The organism is Streptomyces sp. NPDC058955 (genome assembly GCF_042741435.1).
In the GTDB taxonomy this organism is placed as follows: domain Bacteria; phylum Actinomycetota; class Actinomycetes; order Streptomycetales; family Streptomycetaceae; genus Streptomyces.
In genome coordinates this window covers 1-16,062 of sequence record NZ_JBHYKM010000034.1, presented here as the reverse complement: position 1 = coordinate 16,062, position 16,062 = coordinate 1, and the positions used below count along the sequence as shown (strand labels likewise).

At 73.4% G+C, this 16,062-nt stretch carries 13 protein-coding genes; 7 read left to right on the top strand and 6 right to left on the bottom strand.

From position 1 onward, the window contains the following. Window position 1 precedes the first annotated feature (1 nt). Together ACFW1I_RS15855 and ACFW1I_RS15850 are read right to left on the bottom strand one after the other, a co-directional pair. The gene (locus ACFW1I_RS15855; protein ID WP_384670119.1) at window positions 2-1,909 is read right to left on the bottom strand and encodes an AAA family ATPase; all 1,908 of its coding nucleotides are present in this window, start codon (window positions 1,907-1,909) and stop codon (window positions 2-4) included. Window positions 1,910-2,219: 310 nt separating this feature from the next. Further along, complete coding sequence (locus ACFW1I_RS15850; protein WP_384670118.1) at window positions 2,220-2,849, bottom strand: uridine kinase; 630 nt, start codon at window positions 2,847-2,849, stop codon at window positions 2,220-2,222. Window positions 2,850-3,030: 181 nt separating this feature from the next. Here ACFW1I_RS15850 and ACFW1I_RS15845 point away from each other — a divergent pair, with 181 nt between their 5' ends. Continuing rightward, window positions 3,031-4,398 carry a peptidase C39 family protein gene (locus tag ACFW1I_RS15845; RefSeq protein ID WP_384670116.1) on the top strand — a complete coding sequence of 456 codons (1,368 nt, stop codon included), beginning with the start codon at window positions 3,031-3,033 and terminating at the stop codon, window positions 4,396-4,398. Between the two features lie 57 nt (window positions 4,399-4,455). Here the strand turns inward: ACFW1I_RS15845 and ACFW1I_RS15840 are convergent, their stop codons facing one another. Next, a complete protein-coding gene (locus ACFW1I_RS15840; RefSeq protein ID WP_384670115.1) occupies window positions 4,456-5,010 on the bottom strand; it encodes a helix-turn-helix domain-containing protein in 555 nt (184 codons plus the stop codon). Window positions 5,011-5,176: 166 nt separating this feature from the next. Here ACFW1I_RS15840 and ACFW1I_RS15835 point away from each other — a divergent pair, with 166 nt between their 5' ends. Together ACFW1I_RS15835 and ACFW1I_RS15830 are read left to right on the top strand one after the other, a co-directional pair. After that, complete coding sequence (locus ACFW1I_RS15835; RefSeq protein WP_384670113.1) at window positions 5,177-6,301, top strand: arylsulfotransferase family protein; 1,125 nt, start codon at window positions 5,177-5,179, stop codon at window positions 6,299-6,301. Next, window positions 6,298-7,662 carry a uracil-xanthine permease family protein gene (locus ACFW1I_RS15830; protein ID WP_384670112.1) on the top strand — a complete coding sequence of 455 codons (1,365 nt, stop codon included), beginning with the start codon at window positions 6,298-6,300 and terminating at the stop codon, window positions 7,660-7,662. The genes ACFW1I_RS15835 and ACFW1I_RS15830 overlap by 4 nt, the downstream gene beginning before the upstream one ends. On the opposite strand, the gene ACFW1I_RS15825 is transcribed toward ACFW1I_RS15830, so the two are convergent. Next, window positions 7,653-8,201, bottom strand: coding sequence for a rhodanese-like domain-containing protein (locus tag ACFW1I_RS15825; protein ID WP_384670110.1), 549 nt, complete (start codon window positions 8,199-8,201; stop codon window positions 7,653-7,655). The genes ACFW1I_RS15830 and ACFW1I_RS15825 overlap by 10 nt on opposite strands. Window positions 8,202-8,381: 180 nt before the next feature. Further along, entirely contained in the window at window positions 8,382-9,236 is an 855-nt protein-coding gene (locus ACFW1I_RS15820; RefSeq protein ID WP_384670109.1) for a DUF1684 domain-containing protein, read from the bottom strand. A 617-nt stretch (window positions 9,237-9,853) separates the two neighbouring features. Between ACFW1I_RS15820 and ACFW1I_RS15815 the strand changes: the two genes are divergently transcribed. From ACFW1I_RS15815 to ACFW1I_RS15800, 4 genes are read left to right on the top strand one after another with little or no spacing between them, the layout of a single operon-like run. After that, the gene (locus ACFW1I_RS15815; protein WP_384670107.1) at window positions 9,854-10,780 is read left to right on the top strand and encodes an ABC transporter permease; all 927 of its coding nucleotides are present in this window, start codon (window positions 9,854-9,856) and stop codon (window positions 10,778-10,780) included. A gap of 54 nt (window positions 10,781-10,834) precedes the next feature. Next, a complete protein-coding gene (locus ACFW1I_RS15810; protein ID WP_384670105.1) occupies window positions 10,835-12,631 on the top strand; it encodes an ABC transporter substrate-binding protein in 1,797 nt (598 codons plus the stop codon). A gap of 35 nt (window positions 12,632-12,666) precedes the next feature. Beyond that, window positions 12,667-13,659: an ABC transporter permease gene (locus ACFW1I_RS15805; RefSeq protein WP_384670104.1), complete on the top strand. Its 993-nt coding sequence runs from the start codon at window positions 12,667-12,669 to the stop codon at window positions 13,657-13,659. Further along, window positions 13,656-15,383, top strand: coding sequence for a dipeptide ABC transporter ATP-binding protein (locus ACFW1I_RS15800; RefSeq protein ID WP_384670102.1), 1,728 nt, complete (start codon window positions 13,656-13,658; stop codon window positions 15,381-15,383). The genes ACFW1I_RS15805 and ACFW1I_RS15800 overlap by 4 nt, the downstream gene beginning before the upstream one ends. On the opposite strand, the gene ACFW1I_RS15795 is transcribed toward ACFW1I_RS15800, so the two are convergent. Next, window positions 15,356-15,901: a winged helix-turn-helix transcriptional regulator gene (locus tag ACFW1I_RS15795; protein WP_384670101.1), complete on the bottom strand. Its 546-nt coding sequence runs from the start codon at window positions 15,899-15,901 to the stop codon at window positions 15,356-15,358. The two genes, ACFW1I_RS15800 and ACFW1I_RS15795, sit on opposite strands and share 28 nt — an antisense overlap. Window positions 15,902-16,062 lie beyond the last annotated feature (161 nt).

Here is a 16,062-nt window from a genome sequence, read left to right as displayed (position 1 = left end):
CTCAGAACGGGGGGTCCTGCTGGGGCCCGCGGTCCGCCGGACCGCGGCCCGACAGGACCTCCCCGTACGCCTGCATGAGGTCGCCCAGCCGCAGCGTGGCCAGGTCCTCGCGGGTGAGGGTGCCCGGATAGCCGGAGAGCCGCAGGTCCCGGTAGGCGCAGGACTTCTCGTACAGGGTGCGCAGGAAGCGCCCGTTGCCGAGCTCGTCGATCCAGCCCTGCTCGACCACATGGGCGCTGATCGAGCGCAGCTCCTCCAGTGCCTCCTCGTCCCAGCCGTCGCCGTTGGCCGCGGCCAGCACCTCGCCGATCGAGGTCAGTTCGGCCGGCCGGTAGGACGGGAAGTCGACCCGGGTGGTGAAGCGGGAGGAGAGCCCGGGGTTGGCGGCGAGCAGCCGGTCCATCCCCTCCGGATACCCGGCGAGGATGACGACGAGGTGGTCCCGGTTGTCCTCGGCCCGCTTCAGCAGCACCTGGAGGGCCTCGTCGCCGTAGGCGTCGCCCTTGCTGTAGCCGGAGTTGGAGAGCGCGTACGCCTCGTCCACGAAGAGCACCCCGCCGACCGCCGAGTCGATCAGCTCGTTCGCCTTCACCGCCGTCTGGCCGAGGAACTCGCCGACCAGGTCGGCCCGTTGGGCCTCGACGAGGTGGTCGCCCCCGAGCAGGCCGAGCGCGTAGAAGACCCGGCCCAGGATCCGGGCCACCGTCGTCTTCCCGGTGCCGGAGGGGCCGGAGAAGACGAAGTGCCGCTTCGGCGGCTGCACCGGCAGCCCCTGGCCGGCCCGCAGCCGGGCCATCTCCAGCTGCGCCGAGAGCGCCTTGACCTGCCGCTTCACCGGCTCCATCCCGACCATGCCCTCCAGTTCGGCGAGGGCCTCGGCGAGCAGGACCGGGTCCGTCGGCCCGGCCGGGAAGCGCGGCGGCCCGGCCTGGGTGGGCACCGGCGAGCTGTGCCGTACGACCTCCGGGGGCGCGGCCGGCGCCGGGTCGGGGGAGCGGCGCAGCCCGTCGCCGCCGGGGGCGCCGGCCTCCGTCTCGGGCCCGGCGGCGGTGTCCGTGCCGTCCGGGCCGGGGCCGGTGCCCACCGTGCCGAGGGCGACGGCGGCGAGGCCGGCCTGCTCGTCCATGCCGTCGAGCCCGTCGAAGCCGTCGTACTCGGCGATGGCGGCGAGCCGGGCGGCGGTGTCCATGAAGGCCGGGTCGACGCGGTGCACCGCGCGGTAGAGGGGGAGGGCGGCGGCGCTGCGGCCGGTGCCCTCGTGGGCGCGGGCCAGCCAGTAGCGCAGCTCCTTGCGCTGCGGCTGCTCGCTGCGGCAGCGCATCAGCGCCGCCGAGAGCAGCGGTTCGGCCTGCCCGTACATCTCCAGCCGGACCCGGGCCATGCCGCCGAAGAGACCGGCCTCGATGCCGAGCAGCGGGTCGTCCACCAGCGGTTCGGTGTGCCGGACCAGCTGCTCCCAGTCCTTGACCAGATAGGCGCGGCAGGCGTGCAGGAAGCGGACCTGCGGGTCGGTGTCGACCGGCGGCAGCTCCGCGAGGGCGCGGTCCAGCTCCGGCACGTGCCGTCCGTCCAGCCAGTGGGAGGCGTGCGCGAGCAGCAGGTCGCGCGGGCTCTCCAGCACCGGCTGCACCCACCAGCCCAGCCAGTACCAGGAGTTGAGGGTGCGGCGGTGCCGGGTGCGCTGCTCCCCGAACCGCTCGCGGTTGCGGTACATGCGCAGCAGCGCGGCCGTCGTGTCCACCCGGAGCGCGTGCAGCCCCAGCCAGGCGTCCGCCATGCCGGGATCGATCCGGACCGCCGCCCGGAACTCCTCCTCGGCCTGCGGATAGGCGCCCATCGTGTAGGCGTCCACTCCGCGCAGCCAGGCGAGTTCGGCGGGGGCCTGCGCGCCCTGCGTGCCGATGTCCATCGGGTCCCCCACAACCGTCGGCGTATGGACGGGATTTGACCGCACCTGCGGGCATCGTACCTGCGCAGGGGTGGTGCGCTTAAGGAGAAGCGCAAGATCCGGAATCGGTGACCCTGGGTGAGCGCGAGGGCCGGAGGAGGGGTCCGGAGGGGTGGGGGAGGGGCAGAACGAAGCCCCCGATCACGGGGGAACAACCGGGGGCTTCGTGTCCGCGGCGGCTGTCGAAAAGCCGCACATTGAGAACGTAAGACCTGTACGCCCCCGGGGTCAAGCGCCGTCGAGGCACTTGCGGAAGCGGAATTCCGACGGCTCAGTCCACCGCCATCAGGCCGTCACGGTGGGTGATGATCTGGTCCGGGCCCGCTGTCACAGCGGGCCCGGGAAGCCAGTCGTACCCCTCGGTCCGCTCCCGTACCAGGGTGTCGGCGAAGGGCCGCGACGGGTCTTCGGCGAAATGGCGAGTCTCCGCCACCACCCAGCCGTCCCAGAACTCCGCCTGCTCCGGTCCGTCCCGGCGCCGGCCCCGCTCCCAGGACGCCCCGGCCGGCCGCTCCATCCACAGCAGCCACGCCAGGTGCGGGCGCAGCGCGCGCCGCCCGGCCCCCACACCCTCCACCAGCACCACCGGCGCCGCCGGCAGCGCGCGGGCGGGACCGAAGCGCCGCAGGTTCCAGTCGTACGGGTGGTAGTGCGCGGTCGCGCCGCGGGCCAGCGGCTCCAGCACCTGGTCGCGCAGCCGGCCGGTCCAGGAGAAGAGCTCGTCGTGGCTGGCGAGGTCGTCGAGGCGCAGCACCGGGGCGCCGCCGAGCGCGGCGGCGAGCCGGCCGGCGAGGGTGGACTTGCCGGAGCCGGCGTGGCCGTCGACCGCGACCAGCCGGACGGGTCCGAGCGAGGGCGGCAGCCGGCGCAGTGCGCGGGCGGCGCGGTCGAGGTCGTCCATGCGGCCCAGCGTAGGTCAGGGGTGCCGTCGCAGGTCAGCGAGGTGCCGCCGCCAGTGGTCCATACCCATGACGGTGGCGGCGACGCGGGCCGAAGTGCTGGCGGAGGCCAGGCGGAGCCGGGATAGTGGGCCCGCGCAGCCCGCCCGATCGCCGTTCCGTCCTCGACTGGGGGTCCTCGCCATGCCCGGATCAGCCTCACGCCGGACCGTCCTCGCCGCAGCGCTCGCGGCCGCCGCCGGCACGGCCGCGGCCGGAGCCGTGCCGGCCTCGGCGTCCGAACCCGGTGGTACGGAGGAGGGGGCCGGCCTCGTGGCCCCCGGGACCGTCGCCAACCGCTTCTGGTCCACGTACACCGACTGGCGGGCCGGGGACGCCGAGGGCACCCGGGCCGTCCCCGGGCGCCGCCCGGGCCTGGTCCTGGACGCCCCGCTGGGCCGCACCGACTACACCGACCCGCACACCGGGCGCACCTCCGCCTGGGAGTACGCCCGCTGGACCTCGCCCGCGCACACCCCGGCGGTGCCCGCCACCGAGGTGATCGCCTCCTGGAACGCCCGCACGCCGGCCGGCACCTGGCTCCAGGTCGAGCTCTCCGGCACCTACGGGGACGGGACCGGCACCCCCTGGTTCGTGATGGGCCGGTGGGCCTCGGGCGACACCGACATCAGACGCACGTCGGTCGACGACCAGACGGACGGCCGGTCCACCGTCTGGACCGACACCCTCGCGGTGGACGACCCGGCGAGCGGCCTCCGCCTCGCCTCGTACCGCCTCCGGCTCACCCTCTACCGGCGCCCCGGCACCACCCTCACCCCCACGGTCTGGCGGCTCGGCGCGATGGCCTCGGACGTCCCGGACCGGTTCACGGTCCCGGCCTCCGTGCCCGGTGCCGCCCACGAGCTGGCCGTCCCGCGCTACTCGCAGAACACCCACGTCGGCCAGTACCCCGAGTACGACAACGGCGGCGAGGCGTGGTGCAGCCCGACCTCCTCGCAGATGATCGTCGAGTACTGGGGCCGGGAGCCCTCGGCCGCCGACCTGGCCTGGGTGAACCCGGACTTCGCCGACCCGCAGGTCTGCCACGCGGCCCGGCACACCTACGACCACCAGTACTCCGGCTGCGGGAACTGGCCCTTCAACGCCGCCTACGCGGCCGCCTACCCCGACCTGAACGCGGTGGTGACCCGGCTCCGCTCGCTCACCGACGTGGAGACCCTGATCCGGGCGGGCATCCCGGTCATCACCTCCCAGTCCTTCCGCAAGGAGGAGCTGACCGGCGCCGGCTACGGCACCTCCGGCCACCTGATGACGGTGATCGGCTTCACCCCCGAGGGCGACGTGATCGCCAACGACCCGGCCTCCCCGGACAACCAGGCCGTCCGCCGGGTCTACCGGCGGCGCGAGTGGGAGAACATCTGGCTGCGCACCAAACGCTACGACGCGAACGGCAGGGTCAGGAGCGGTACGGGCGGGGTCTGCTACGTCTTCTGGCCGGTCGAGCCGGTGCCGGCGCAGCGGCTCGTGCTGCGGTCGGTCGGGCTGCTCTGAGCAGGTGCGGCCCGACGGCCGGCTCCGTGTCCTGACGGCGGCGCTCCGGGCGCGCCGTCAGGACTCCAGCACCTCCACGTGGTCGCCGATCGCGACCACCAGGATCCGCGACGCGGGGTCGGCGGAGCGCCAGCGGTGGCGGACGCCGCCGGAGAGCAGCAGGGTGTCCCCGCGGCCCAGCCGGTGGATCCGGCCGTCGGCCTCCACCTCCACCGAGCCGTCCGCCACGTACATCAGTTCGTCGTTGCGGTGCCGGAACTCGCGGTCCGCCTCGTGCTCGCCGGTGAACTCCAGCGCGTGCAGCTGATGGCGGCCGCGCACGACCGGCCGGACGCGGGCCTCCCGGTCGAGACCGCCGTCGTCGCCGGCGCGCACCACGTCGACCGTGCGGGTCGCGTCGGAAGCCGCGAGCAGCTGCACCGCCGTGGTCCCGAGCGCGTCCGCGATCCGTTGCAGCGAACGCATGCTGGGGCGCGCCCGGTCGTTCTCGATCTGGCTGAGGAACGGGGAGGAGAGCCCGCTGCGCCCGGCCACCTCGGCGAGCGTCAGGTCGAGTGCCCGGCGCCGACGGCGCACGGCGGCGCCGACCCGCGGTGTGTTCGCCGCCTCCATGGTTGTCCCGTCCCTTCCCGCCCCGTGACGCATGACCGCACCCTACGCGCCGGTCGGCCGGGGCCCGCAGGCGGTTTCGTACGGCCGACACACGCCCGTCACACAACGCCCCTAACGTCAAAGCCGGTTGTTCTCATCAAAGAAAGTTTGAAGAAGGAGCTCCGGCGTGCCCCCGATCGACCAGAACTCGCGTCGCCGACGTCCCACCGGCCTGATCGCCCTCGACGAGGAGGCGGTGTCCGACGGCTACACCCTCTACGCACCGCTCACCGGGTCGGGGGAGGTCCACCTCATCGACCTCCGGGGCCGGACCGTCCACCGCTGGGACCTGCCGTACCGCCCCGGCCGGCACGCCCGGCTCCTCGCCGACGGGACGCTCGCCTACAACGGCGTCCTGCCGGGCGAGCCGGCCCACTTCCCGATGTGGCACAAGTACCGCGGCGGCGTCATGCTCCACGCGGCGCCCGACGGGACCGTGCTGCGCGAGCACCGGGACCCCCTCCAGCACCACGACGCCCACCACCTCGACGACGGGCGCATCCTCTACACCGCCCTGGAACCCCTCTCGGGGGACGAGGCCGCGGCGGTGCGGGGCGGCGTGCCCGGCTCGGAGGCCGCGGACGGCGTGGTCTGGGCCGACACCATCAAGGAGGTCGGCCCGGACGGTGAACTCCTGTGGTCCTGGCGGGCGGCGGAGCACCTCGACCGCGAGGAGTTCCCGCTGCACGAGGCGTACGCCCGCGAGCACTGGCCGCTGATCAACAGCGTCACGCCCCTGCGGGACGGCAACGTCCTCGCCAGTCTGCGGAGCGTCTCGGCGGTCGTCGTCATCGGCCGCGAGACGGGCGAGATCCTCTGGCGCAGCCGCCCCGGCACGGTCAGCCAGCAGCACGCGCCGACCGAACTGGACGACGGCCGGTTCCTGGTCTTCGACAACGGCGTCTTCCGGCCCGGCCACGACGTGCCGTACTCCCGGGTCGTCGAGATCGACCGGGCCGGCGGCGACGTGGTGTGGGAGTACCACGATCCGGCGCGCGAGTTCTTCTTCGCGCCCTTCATGGGCTCCGCGCAGCGCCTTCCCAACGGCAACACGCTGGTCACCGACTCCCCGTCCGGGCGGCTGTTCGAGGTGACGAAGGACGGCTACCTGTGCTGGGAGTACGTCGTCCCGTACTTCGCCGGCTACGGCGAGAGCGAGGTCCGCGGGCTCTTCCCGTCCGAGCCCAACGCCGTCTTCCGCGCCTACCGTTACGCCGCCGCCGACATCCCCTGGCTGCGGGCGACGGCATGACGACCACCCGGACCACCGCGGACGGCCGCGTCCCCGAGGCCGTCGACGCACGCGTACCGGTGCGGCGACTGGTGCCCCTGGCGGCCCAGCACGTCCTGGCGATGATCGCCGCCCCGGTCTCCACCGTCTTCCTCGTCGCCGGCACTCTGCGGCTGCCGCCCGGTGCGACGGCCTCGCTGCTCAGCGCCGTCCTGCTGCTGTGCGGGGCGGGCGCGCTGCTGCAGTCCCTCGGCGTGTGGCGGATCGGCGGCCGGCTCCCGTTCGTCATGCTGCCGGGCGGCGCCGCGACCGCGCTCTTCCTCCAGATCGCGCAGGAGCACGGGGCGCCGACCGCCGCCGGGTCCGTCCTCCTGGCCGCGGCGCTGCTCCTGGCCGTGCTGCCGCTGTACGCCCGTGTCGTGCGGCTCTTCCCACCCCTGGTCATGGGGGTGACCGTGCTGCTCATCGGGATCGCGATGATCCGGGTCGCCGCCCGGCTCGTCACCGGTCCCGACGGCACCGGGGAGCCGCGCGCGGTGCTCCTCGCCGCGCTCACGGTCGCCGCGACCGTCGCCGCGTACGTGCTCCTGCGCGGCGTCTGGCGCCAGACCTCCGTGCTCATGGGGATGGCGGTGGGAACGGCCGTGGCCGTGACGACCGGGCTCGGGACCTTCGCCTCGGCTGCCGGGAGCGGGTTCGCGCTGCCCGCGTTCCTGCCCTTCGGGACGCCGCGGTTCGACCTGGTGGCCGCCCTTCCGCTGCTCGTGTTCAGCCTCACCACCCTGGCCGAGATCACCGGGCAGACCGTGCTCAACAGCGAGACCGTCGGCCGGACTCCCGCTCCCGAACGGGACGTTCCGCGCGTCGCCCGGGCCGACGCCCTGGTGTCCCTGGCCGGCGGACTGTTCGGCACCTCCCTCATGGTCACCAGCGCCGAGAACATCGGCATCGGCCGGCTCACCGGCGTCCGCAGCCGCTACGTCACCGCCGGCGCGGGCGCGCTCCTGGTCCTCCTCGGCCTGGCCGCGCCCGTCTCGCGGGCCCTGGCCGGCATACCCGAGGCGGTCGTGGGCGGCTCCGCCCTCGTCGTCTACGCGGTCATCGCCGTGATGGGCGTCGAGATGCTGCGCCGCGCCGACCTGTCCGGCTCCGGGACGGGGAATCTGATCGCCGCGCTCGCGCTCACCGCGGGGCTGCTGCCGCTCCTCAGCCCGGACCTGTACGCGGGGTTCCCCGGCTGGGCCCGCACGATCCTGGGCAGCGGCGTCGTCGCCGGCACCCTGACGGCGGTCCTCCTCACCGCGCTGCTCGGCGGGTTCGGCCGGGGGAGCGGTCGCGCGGAGCGTGACGCCGGCGGGGGCGGCGGCCCGGGTCAGGCCTGAGGCGCGGCGCCGCGCCGGTTGAAGGGAAGCCGGCCGAGGACCGCCGCCATGCCGCACGTGTCGGTGAGCGCCGAGAACACCAGGCCGCCGGCGATCGCCGTCGACAGCAGCTGGAACGCCGGATGCACGAGCAGGCCCAGAGCCAGGCCGAGCAGCACCAGGGCGCCGGCGGCGAGACGCACCTGACGCTCCATCCCCCAGACCGCGCGCACGCGGCCGGGCGGGTGGTCGAGCGGTCGGCCGGCGGCCGCCCAGGCCCGGGTGCCGCCGGTGAGGCTGGCCGCCGCGATCCCGTGCGCGGCGAGGATCGCGGCGCCCTTCTCGGAGCGGGCACCGGAGGCGCACACCAGGAGCAGCGGTCCGCTCTCGGCGGCCTTCCGCAGCTCCGCCAGGCCGGCCTCGACGCGCTCCAGGGGAACGTTGACGGCGCCCGGCACGTGGCCGGAGGCGAACTCGCCGGGGGTCCGCACGTCGACCACGCGCAGTGCGGCCAGCCGCGGCGCGGCCTCGTCGACGCTGAGGACGCCGGGAACACTCATGAGGAACCTGCCCTTGGTGGAGACGGGGTGACGGCCCCGCACACCACCGAGGCGGGGCCGTCACCGAACGGTAGGCGGCGCAGCGCGGCCGCGCCGGGAGGCGGACGGCATCGTCACGGGGTCGCCATGCCGCCGCCACACCGTGGCAACAGTCCGCGCCGGCGCCGCCCGCCCGCTCCGCTAGGAGAGCGGGCGGCGCTCGTGCGGGATCCGCTCGCCGGCCTCGATCGCGACGGGCAGCCGGTTCCCGGACGGCGGCAGCGGGCAGGTCGCGAAGTCGGTGTAGGCGCAGGGCAGATTGGTGGCGCGGTTGAAGTCGAGCACCACCGTGCCGTCGGCACCGGGCGCGGCCACCCCGAGGTGGCGGTTGGCCGCGTACGTGGTGACGCCCGAGGTCGCGTCGGTGAACAGCACCGTGAGGCTGCCGGGCGCCTGCCCGTTGAACGCGGTCAGGCTCAACTCCTGTCCGTCCAGCCGGAAGACGACGCGGCCGGGAGCGTCGTACACGTGCCGAAGGCCCTCGACGGAGGCGCCCACCGTGGTCGGCCGCGGCTCGGCGAAGGCCTCGTAGCGGCCCGTGACGACCCAGCGCGGATCGGGCTCGTACGCGGGTGTGCCGGTGAAGGCGGCCCTCAGCGGGTGGTCGGGGTGGCGCGGCCGGACCACGTCGTGGCCGCCGCGCTTGGCGACCTCGATCACGGTGTCGCCCCAGACGGCGTCGACGCCGCCGCGCTCCGGAACGACGCCGAAGAGGTGCCGGCCGCGCACCGCCACGCCGTCGACGACGAGTTCCGTGCCCTCGTCGAGCTCGACGACGACGCCTTCGGGTCCCGTCGACCAGGTCCCCGGTACGCCGGGGAAGGCCTGCGGCTCGGCGGAGAGCCAGTGCAGGCCGGTGATCGCGAGGAAGCCGTGCTCCGAGGCGAGCCGGGCGTCCTTGTCCCGGTGCCACTTCTCCCATTCCGCGGCGAACACCTCCCGGTCGGGAAGGTCGGCGGTGCCGGTACGGGTGTCGCGGACGTGAGGGACGCTCATGGGTCTTCTCCTCCTGGTGCGGTGGACGGTGCGGCGGGGTGGCGGACGGTCCGGTGCGCGCGGCCCCGTGTCCCGTGCCGGGAGGCCGGAAGAGCCGAGGCGGGCCGGACGGCGGGAGGGGGGCGGAGCGCGGGGGCGGAACGAGGCCGTCGGAGGGCGCCCAGGAGTCGTCCGGGGTGAGCGCGCCGGTGTCCGGACGCCGGGACGGGCCTCGGTGTCAGCCGGAACAGGCCATGGTCGTGACGCGCACGTAGTCCACGTGTCGACGCATCACGAGAAGGCTCACGGGTTCAGGAGAACACGGCCCCGGTGCGGCGCGCCAGTGGTCCCCGCATCGCGAGGAGGCGCCCCCGGTGGGCCGGACGGCTGTGACGCTCGTCTCCCGTGATGGGGCGATTCGCGGCGATCCGTACGCATTTCCGTTGCGGCCATATGAACGGAGAAACACTCCAGAAATCCAAGGCAATATCGCCGATTCACCTTCAAATTCGATCCGTTGCGACCGCATGGATCTTTCGATCTAATGTGCGGCGTCGGAGCGGCCATCCCGCCTCCGATGTGATGCAGGGCGCGCCACCACAGCCGGTGCGCCCCGGACGAGTCGGGAGTACGACAGCGTGGCAGCGGTATCGGTGGTGGACGCGTTCCGGCGTGATCGAGTCGGAATCCTCTCGCTCTGCGTCGTCGCGTTCTTCGTGCTCCTCGCCGTCGCGGCGCCCCTCGTCGCCCTCCTCTACGGCAAGAACCCCACCGAGCACTACGGCCAGAACGAGCCCGGCCTGCTGAGCCCGGAGGGCCTGCCCCTCCTGCCCAACGGCGGCATCTCCGCCCAGTACTGGTTCGGCATCGAGCCGGGCCTCGGCCGGGACGTCCTCACCCAGCTCCTCTACGGCATCCGCACCTCCCTGCTGATCGCCTTCGCCTCGGTCGCCGTCGTCGCCGCCGTCGGGGTGATCGTCGGCGTGACCGCCGGCTATCTCAGCGGCCTCGCCGACAGGACGTTCACCTTCGTCTGCAACGTCCTGCTCGCCTTCCCGACCCTGCTGCTCCTGCTCACCCTGGGCCCGGTCATCCAGACCCGCTTCGTCGGACCCGACGAGAACGAACCCGCCTGGATGCAGTTCACCGTCCTCGTCCTCGTCTTCTCCGCCTTCGGCTGGGTACCGCTCGCCATGGTGCTGCGCACCCTCGTCCGCTCCCTGCGCGAGCGGGAGTTCGTCGAGGCGGCCCGAGCCCTCGGCGCGAGCCGGCGGCACATCGTCCTGCGCGAACTGCTGCCGAACGTATGGGCACCGGTGCTCGTCCACGTCACCCTCGCCGTGCCCGCGATCGTCACCACCGAGGCCGCGCTGTCCTTCCTGGGCGTCGGCATCAGCGAGCCCATCCCCGACTGGGGCCGCATGATCTCGCGGGGCTCCGAGGTCTTCCACGACGACCCCACCTACATGGTGTTCCCCGGTGTCTCGCTCCTCGTCTTCGTCCTCGCCTTCAACCTCCTCGGCGACGCCGTACGGGACGCGCTCGACCCGCACACCGTCCGCTGAACCCCCGACCTTCCCCTCCCCGAGCAACACCCGCACACGACACCGGAGTCAGTCATGCCCGCATTCACCCCACGCGCTGCAGCAGTCCCGGCCCTCGCCACCGCCCTTCTGCTGTGCTCCTGCTCCGCGGGCGCGGGCGCGGAAGCCGGCCCGGGCGCCGACACGAGCAAGAGCGGGAACGGCACCGCCGCCAAGAGCGGCCAGCGGCTGACCGTCACCCTCGGCACCGCGAAGGACAGCCAGGGCCCCGCACCGGAGATCCCCGGCGCCCGCAGGGGCGGCACCGTCACCGTCGCCAACGAGGAGGACTTCTCCCACCTCGACCCGCAGAAGATCTACGCGGGCGAGCGGTACAGCACCTCGCTGCTGTGGGGCCGGCAGCTGACGCAGTACCAGATCGTCGACGGCAGGCCCCGGCTGGTCGGCGACCTCGCCACCGACACCGGCACCCCCTCCGACGGCGGCCGCACCTGGACGTACCACCTGAAGGACGGCATCGCCTGGGAGGACGGCAAGCCCGTCACCGCGCAGCAGGTCAAGTACGGCATCGAGCGCACCTTCGCCCCCGGCTTCGAGGTCGGCCCCACCTACTGGCAGCCGTGGCTCACCGGCACCAAGGACCTCACCGAGGCGGTGAAGAAGTACGGCGGACCCAAGAAGGACGGCGACCTCAAGGCCATCGAGACGCCCGACGACAAGACCATCGTCTTCCACTTCCCCCAGCCGCAGTCCGACGTGCCCTACATGGCCGCCCAGTCCTCCTCCTCGCCGGTCCGCGAGGACAAGGACACGGGCACCGGCTACGACGTGAAGCCCTTCGCCACCGGGCCGTACAGGATCGTCGAGCACAAGCAGAACCAGAGCCTCACCCTGGAGCGCAACCCGTACTGGAAGCCGGAGACGGACTCGATCCGGCACGCCTACCCGGACCGCTTCGAGTTCACCTTCGGCAAGGCCGCCCTCAACACCGCGCAGGAGGTGCTCAACGGCCAGGGCACCGGCGCGACCACGCTCACCACCAAGGACCTCCTGCCGCCGGAGCTGATCTCGACGGTCGAACGCGACCCCGCCAAGCGCAAGCTGGTCGTCTCCGGCAGCAGGGGCGCCTACACCCAGGACCTGTACATCAGGAACGACCGGGTCACCGATCCCGAGGTCCGCAAGGCCATCCACTACCTCTTCCCGCGCGAGCAGGCCCGCCAGGTCCTCGGCGGCCGCTACGCCGGCGACTTCGCGACCACCCTCTCCTCGCCGGCCGTCGTCGGCTGGAAGAAGTACGACCTCTACCCCGTCGCCCCCACCGGCGACATCGCCAAGGCCAAGGAGCACCTGGCCAAGGCGAAGACGAAGGTCACCAGGCTGACGTACGCGTACCCCACCGCGAGCCCGGCGGACGACCAGGTCGCACAGGTCCTCGCCGACGCCTTCGCCAAGGCCGGCATCGAGCTCGTCCTGAAGGGCCTTCAGCCCAACGCGTTCAACGACCAGGTCTTCGGCGGCGACGACAGCCCGTACGACCTGTTCCTGTCCACCAACTCCGTGGACTGGCCCACCCCGTCGACCCTGCTCCCGCTCGGCTACGAGAGCCACCTGGACGCGGTGTCCAACCCCATCCGCTACGCCAACCCGCGGGTCGACCGGGAGCTGGCCCGCATCGCGAAGATCGGTGACGCGCAGCAGAAGGCCGAGGAGCTGATCAGCCTGGAGCAGACGGTCATGAAGGACGTCCCCCTGGTGCCCTTCCTCTACAAGAGCGTCTCCCAGTTCCGCGGCAAGGACATCGGCGGCACCGCCATCCACCCGATCTACGGCGTCACGGCCCTGGCCGACGTGTACGTGAAGAAGTCCTGACCTCCGGCGACAAGAACCCCTGACCTCCTGCGATCATGATCCGATACCTCCTCAAGAGGGTCGCGCAGGCCGTGGCGGTGCTCCTCGCGATCACCGCCACGACCTTCGGGCTCTTCTACGCCGCCCCCTCCGACCCGGCTCTGATCGCCTGTGGTCCCAAGTGCACCTCCGCACAGCTCGCGGCCGTCCGCACGAGCATGGGCCTCGACCAGCCGGTCGTCTCCCAGTTCGCCGACTACGTCGGCGGCATCGTCACCGGCCGCACCATCGCGGACGTCGACCGCACCCCGATCGACTGCCCCGCCCCCTGCCTCGGCTACTCCTACACCCTGCACCAGCCCGTCCTCGACGCCATCGAGGACCGCCTCCCCGTGACCGTCTCGATCGCGGTCGGCGCCCTCGCGGTGATCCTCGTCCTCGGCGTCGGCTCGGGCCTGGTGGCGGCGCTGCGCCGGGGCACGGCGACCGACCGCCTCCTGTCCGGCCTCAACCTGCTGGGCGCCAGCGTCCAGATCTACTTCCTCGGCTACATGCTGCTGCTCCTGCTCGTCTACTCCACCGGCCTGTTCGACCCCCCGGCCTACGTGCCCTTCACCGAGGCGCCCGCCCGGTGGGCCCTCGGCCTGATCCTGCCCTGGGTGGTGCTGGGCTTCGTCAACGCGGCCGTCTTCGCCCGCCTGACCCGCTCGCAGATGCTGGAGACCATGCACCACGGGTACGTCCGCACGGCCCGCGCGAAGGGCCTGGGCACCGTGCGCGTCCACCTGAAGTACACCGCGCGCGGAGCGGCCGGCCCGCTGGTGCAACTGCTCGGCCTGGAGGTCGGGGCCCTGTTCGGCGGTGCCTTCATCACCGAGACCGTGTTCGGACTCGGCGGCGTCGGCAAGCTGGCCGTCGACGCGGTCAACGGCAACGACCTGCCCACCGTCGTCGGCACGGTGCTCCTCGCCGCGTTCTTCGTCGTCGTGTTCGTCGCCCTGGCCGACCTCGTCGTCGCCTGGCTGGATCCCCGAGTGAGGCTCGCATGAGCGACCGGCCCGCCCTGTCCGTCCACGACCTGACCGTCACCTTCACCACCCCGCGCGGTCCGGTGCCGGCCGTCCGGAACGTCTCCTTCGACCTCGCCCCGGGCGAAGTCCTCGGCCTGGTGGGGGAGTCGGGCTCCGGAAAGTCCACCGTCGGCCTCGCCGCCCTCGGCCTGCACGACCCGGACCGCACCCGCGTCGAAGGGAGCGTCCGGCTCGCCGGCCACCCGGACGACCTGGTCGGCGCGCCCGAGTCCGTCCTCACCCGGATCCGCGGCGACCGGGTCGCGATGGTCTTCCAGGACGCCCTGGACGCGCTGTCGCCGTACCACACCATCGGCGCGCAGATCGCCGAGGCGTACCGCGTCCACCACCCGAAGGCCGGCCGCAAGGAGGCCCGGGAGCGGGCCGCGGCCGTGCTGGAACGGGTCGGCATCCCCGCCGCCAGGGCCTCCGACCACCCCCACCACCTCTCGGGCGGCATGCGCCAACGGGCCGTCATCGCCATGGCGCTGATCAACGACCCGGCCGTCCTGATCGCCGACGAACCGACCACGGCCCTGGACGCCCGGGTCCAGCGCCAGGTCCTCGACCTGATCCGCCGGCTCCAGGCGGAGACCGGAACGGCCATGGTCCTCATCACCCACGACGTCGGCGTGGTCGCGGACACCTGCCACCGCATGCTCGTCCTGCGCGGCGGGCGGACCGTGGAGGAGGGCCCCACGGAGCGCCTCCTGACCGCACCGGCCCACCCCTACACACGGGCGCTGATCGGCGCGGCCCCCACCCTGCGCACCCCACCCGGCACCCGCCTCCCCACCGTCGACGACCCGGAACCGGAACCGCGGACGCGGCCGGAGCAGCGGGTGGGTCCGGAGCAGCGGGCGGGGGCCGGTCCCCGCACCGCCACCGGCTCCGGAGTCCTGGCCGAACTGCGCGAGCTGCGCGTGGACTACCCGGGCCGCCGCCGGGGCCACACCCATCCCGCCGTGAAGGGGGTGAGCCTCCACGTGGCGCACGGCGAGACCCTGGGTCTCGTCGGCGAGTCCGGCTCCGGCAAGTCCACGATCGCCCGAGTCCTGGCCGGCCTGCGCCGCCCCACCGGCGGAGAGGTCCGCTTCGACGGCAGGGACATCGCGAAGGCCGCGACCAGCTCGCGCCTGCGCCGCGAGCTGAGCCGGGACGTCCAGCTGGTCTTCCAGGATCCGTACGCCTCGCTGAACCCGCGCCGCACGGTGGAACAGATCCTCGCGACGCCGCTGCGCATCCACACGGACCTGGACCGGACCCGGCGCAAGGCACGGGCGGCGGAACTGCTGGAACAGGTCGGCCTGTCGGCCTCCCACCTCTCCCGCCACCCGCACGAGTTCTCCGGCGGTCAGCGCCAGCGCATCGGGATCGCCCGCGCCCTGGCCGTCCGGCCGCGCCTGATCATCGCCGACGAACCGGTCTCCGCGCTGGACGTCTCCATCCAGGCGCAGGTCCTGAACCTGCTGATGGACCTGCGCGAGGAACTCGGCCTCTCGCTGCTCTTCATCTCCCACGACCTCGCGGTGGTACGCCACTTCTGCGACCGGATCGCGGTCCTGAAGCAGGGCGAACTGGTGGAGGCGGGCCCGAGGGACACCGTCTTCGAGGCGCCCGCCGCCCCCTACACCAGGGAACTGCTGGCCGCGTTCCCGCAGAACCTCCCGCTCGGTCAGCTGCGCTCCGGGACCTCCGGGTAGCGGGCGGCGATCTGTGCGCTCGCCGCGGGGCCGCGGGCGAAGACGAAGTCGGGGGTGTCCAGGGGGCGGCCGGTGCGGCGGTCCACCACGACCGGGTCGGCGGCCACGCCCGTCACGGCGTCGACCAGGACGAGGCTCCGCTCCTCCGGGGCCAGCCGGTGGTTGCCCCAGGCGGCCATGACCAGGACGAGCGGGCGCAGGGCGCGGCCGGGGCCGGTCGGCCGGTACCGCGGGTCGTCGTGGTCCGGGGCGGCCTCCTCCGTCTCCAGCAGGCCCCTCGCCGTCAGGGCGGCGATCCGTTCCGTCAGCACCTCGGGGGAGAGCGCCAGGTTCCGGCGGATCTCGTCGAAGCGGGTGTGGCCGTCGAAGACCTCGTGCAGGATCTCCAGGGTCCACCAGGGACCGACGGCCTCGACCGTACGGGCCAGCGGGCAGTCGGGGATCCGCGGCTTCGGGCCGGCCGCGCGCGTGGCGTCCGCGGGCCCGCTGTCGCGCGTCTCCCGGGTAGGGCTGTTCACCGTCGGCTCCCGTCGGGTCGGCGAGTGGAGGGGTTCGGTGCCGATTCTGCGCCCCGGCGCCCGCCGGGACGGGCGACCGGAAAGAAAGGGGCAAGACCGGGCCGGGGCGGCCCGGAAAGAGCGGTGAGGCTCCTGTCCGCCGACTGCCGCGGGGGGATGGG

Excerpts from the sequence above, each read along its gene's own strand:
- ACFW1I_RS15840 (WP_384670115.1), bottom strand. The coding sequence starts at position 5,010 with ATGGAGGCGGCGAACACACCGCGGGTCGGCGCCGCCGTGCGCCGTCGG.
- ACFW1I_RS15820 (WP_384670109.1), bottom strand. The coding sequence starts at position 9,236 with ATGAGCGTCCCTCACGTCCGCGACACCCGTACCGGCACCGCCGACCTT.
- ACFW1I_RS15850 (WP_384670118.1), bottom strand. The coding sequence starts at position 2,849 with ATGGACGACCTCGACCGCGCCGCCCGCGCACTGCGCCGGCTGCCGCCC.
- ACFW1I_RS15845 (WP_384670116.1), top strand. The coding sequence starts at position 3,031 with ATGCCCGGATCAGCCTCACGCCGGACCGTCCTCGCCGCAGCGCTCGCG.
- ACFW1I_RS15805 (WP_384670104.1), top strand. The coding sequence starts at position 12,667 with ATGATCCGATACCTCCTCAAGAGGGTCGCGCAGGCCGTGGCGGTGCTC.
- ACFW1I_RS15855 (WP_384670119.1), bottom strand. The coding sequence starts at position 1,909 with ATGGACATCGGCACGCAGGGCGCGCAGGCCCCCGCCGAACTCGCCTGG.
- ACFW1I_RS15830 (WP_384670112.1), top strand. The coding sequence starts at position 6,298 with ATGACGACCACCCGGACCACCGCGGACGGCCGCGTCCCCGAGGCCGTC.
- ACFW1I_RS15800 (WP_384670102.1), top strand. The coding sequence starts at position 13,656 with ATGAGCGACCGGCCCGCCCTGTCCGTCCACGACCTGACCGTCACCTTC.
- ACFW1I_RS15810 (WP_384670105.1), top strand. The coding sequence starts at position 10,835 with ATGCCCGCATTCACCCCACGCGCTGCAGCAGTCCCGGCCCTCGCCACC.
- ACFW1I_RS15825 (WP_384670110.1), bottom strand. The coding sequence starts at position 8,201 with ATGAGTGTTCCCGGCGTCCTCAGCGTCGACGAGGCCGCGCCGCGGCTG.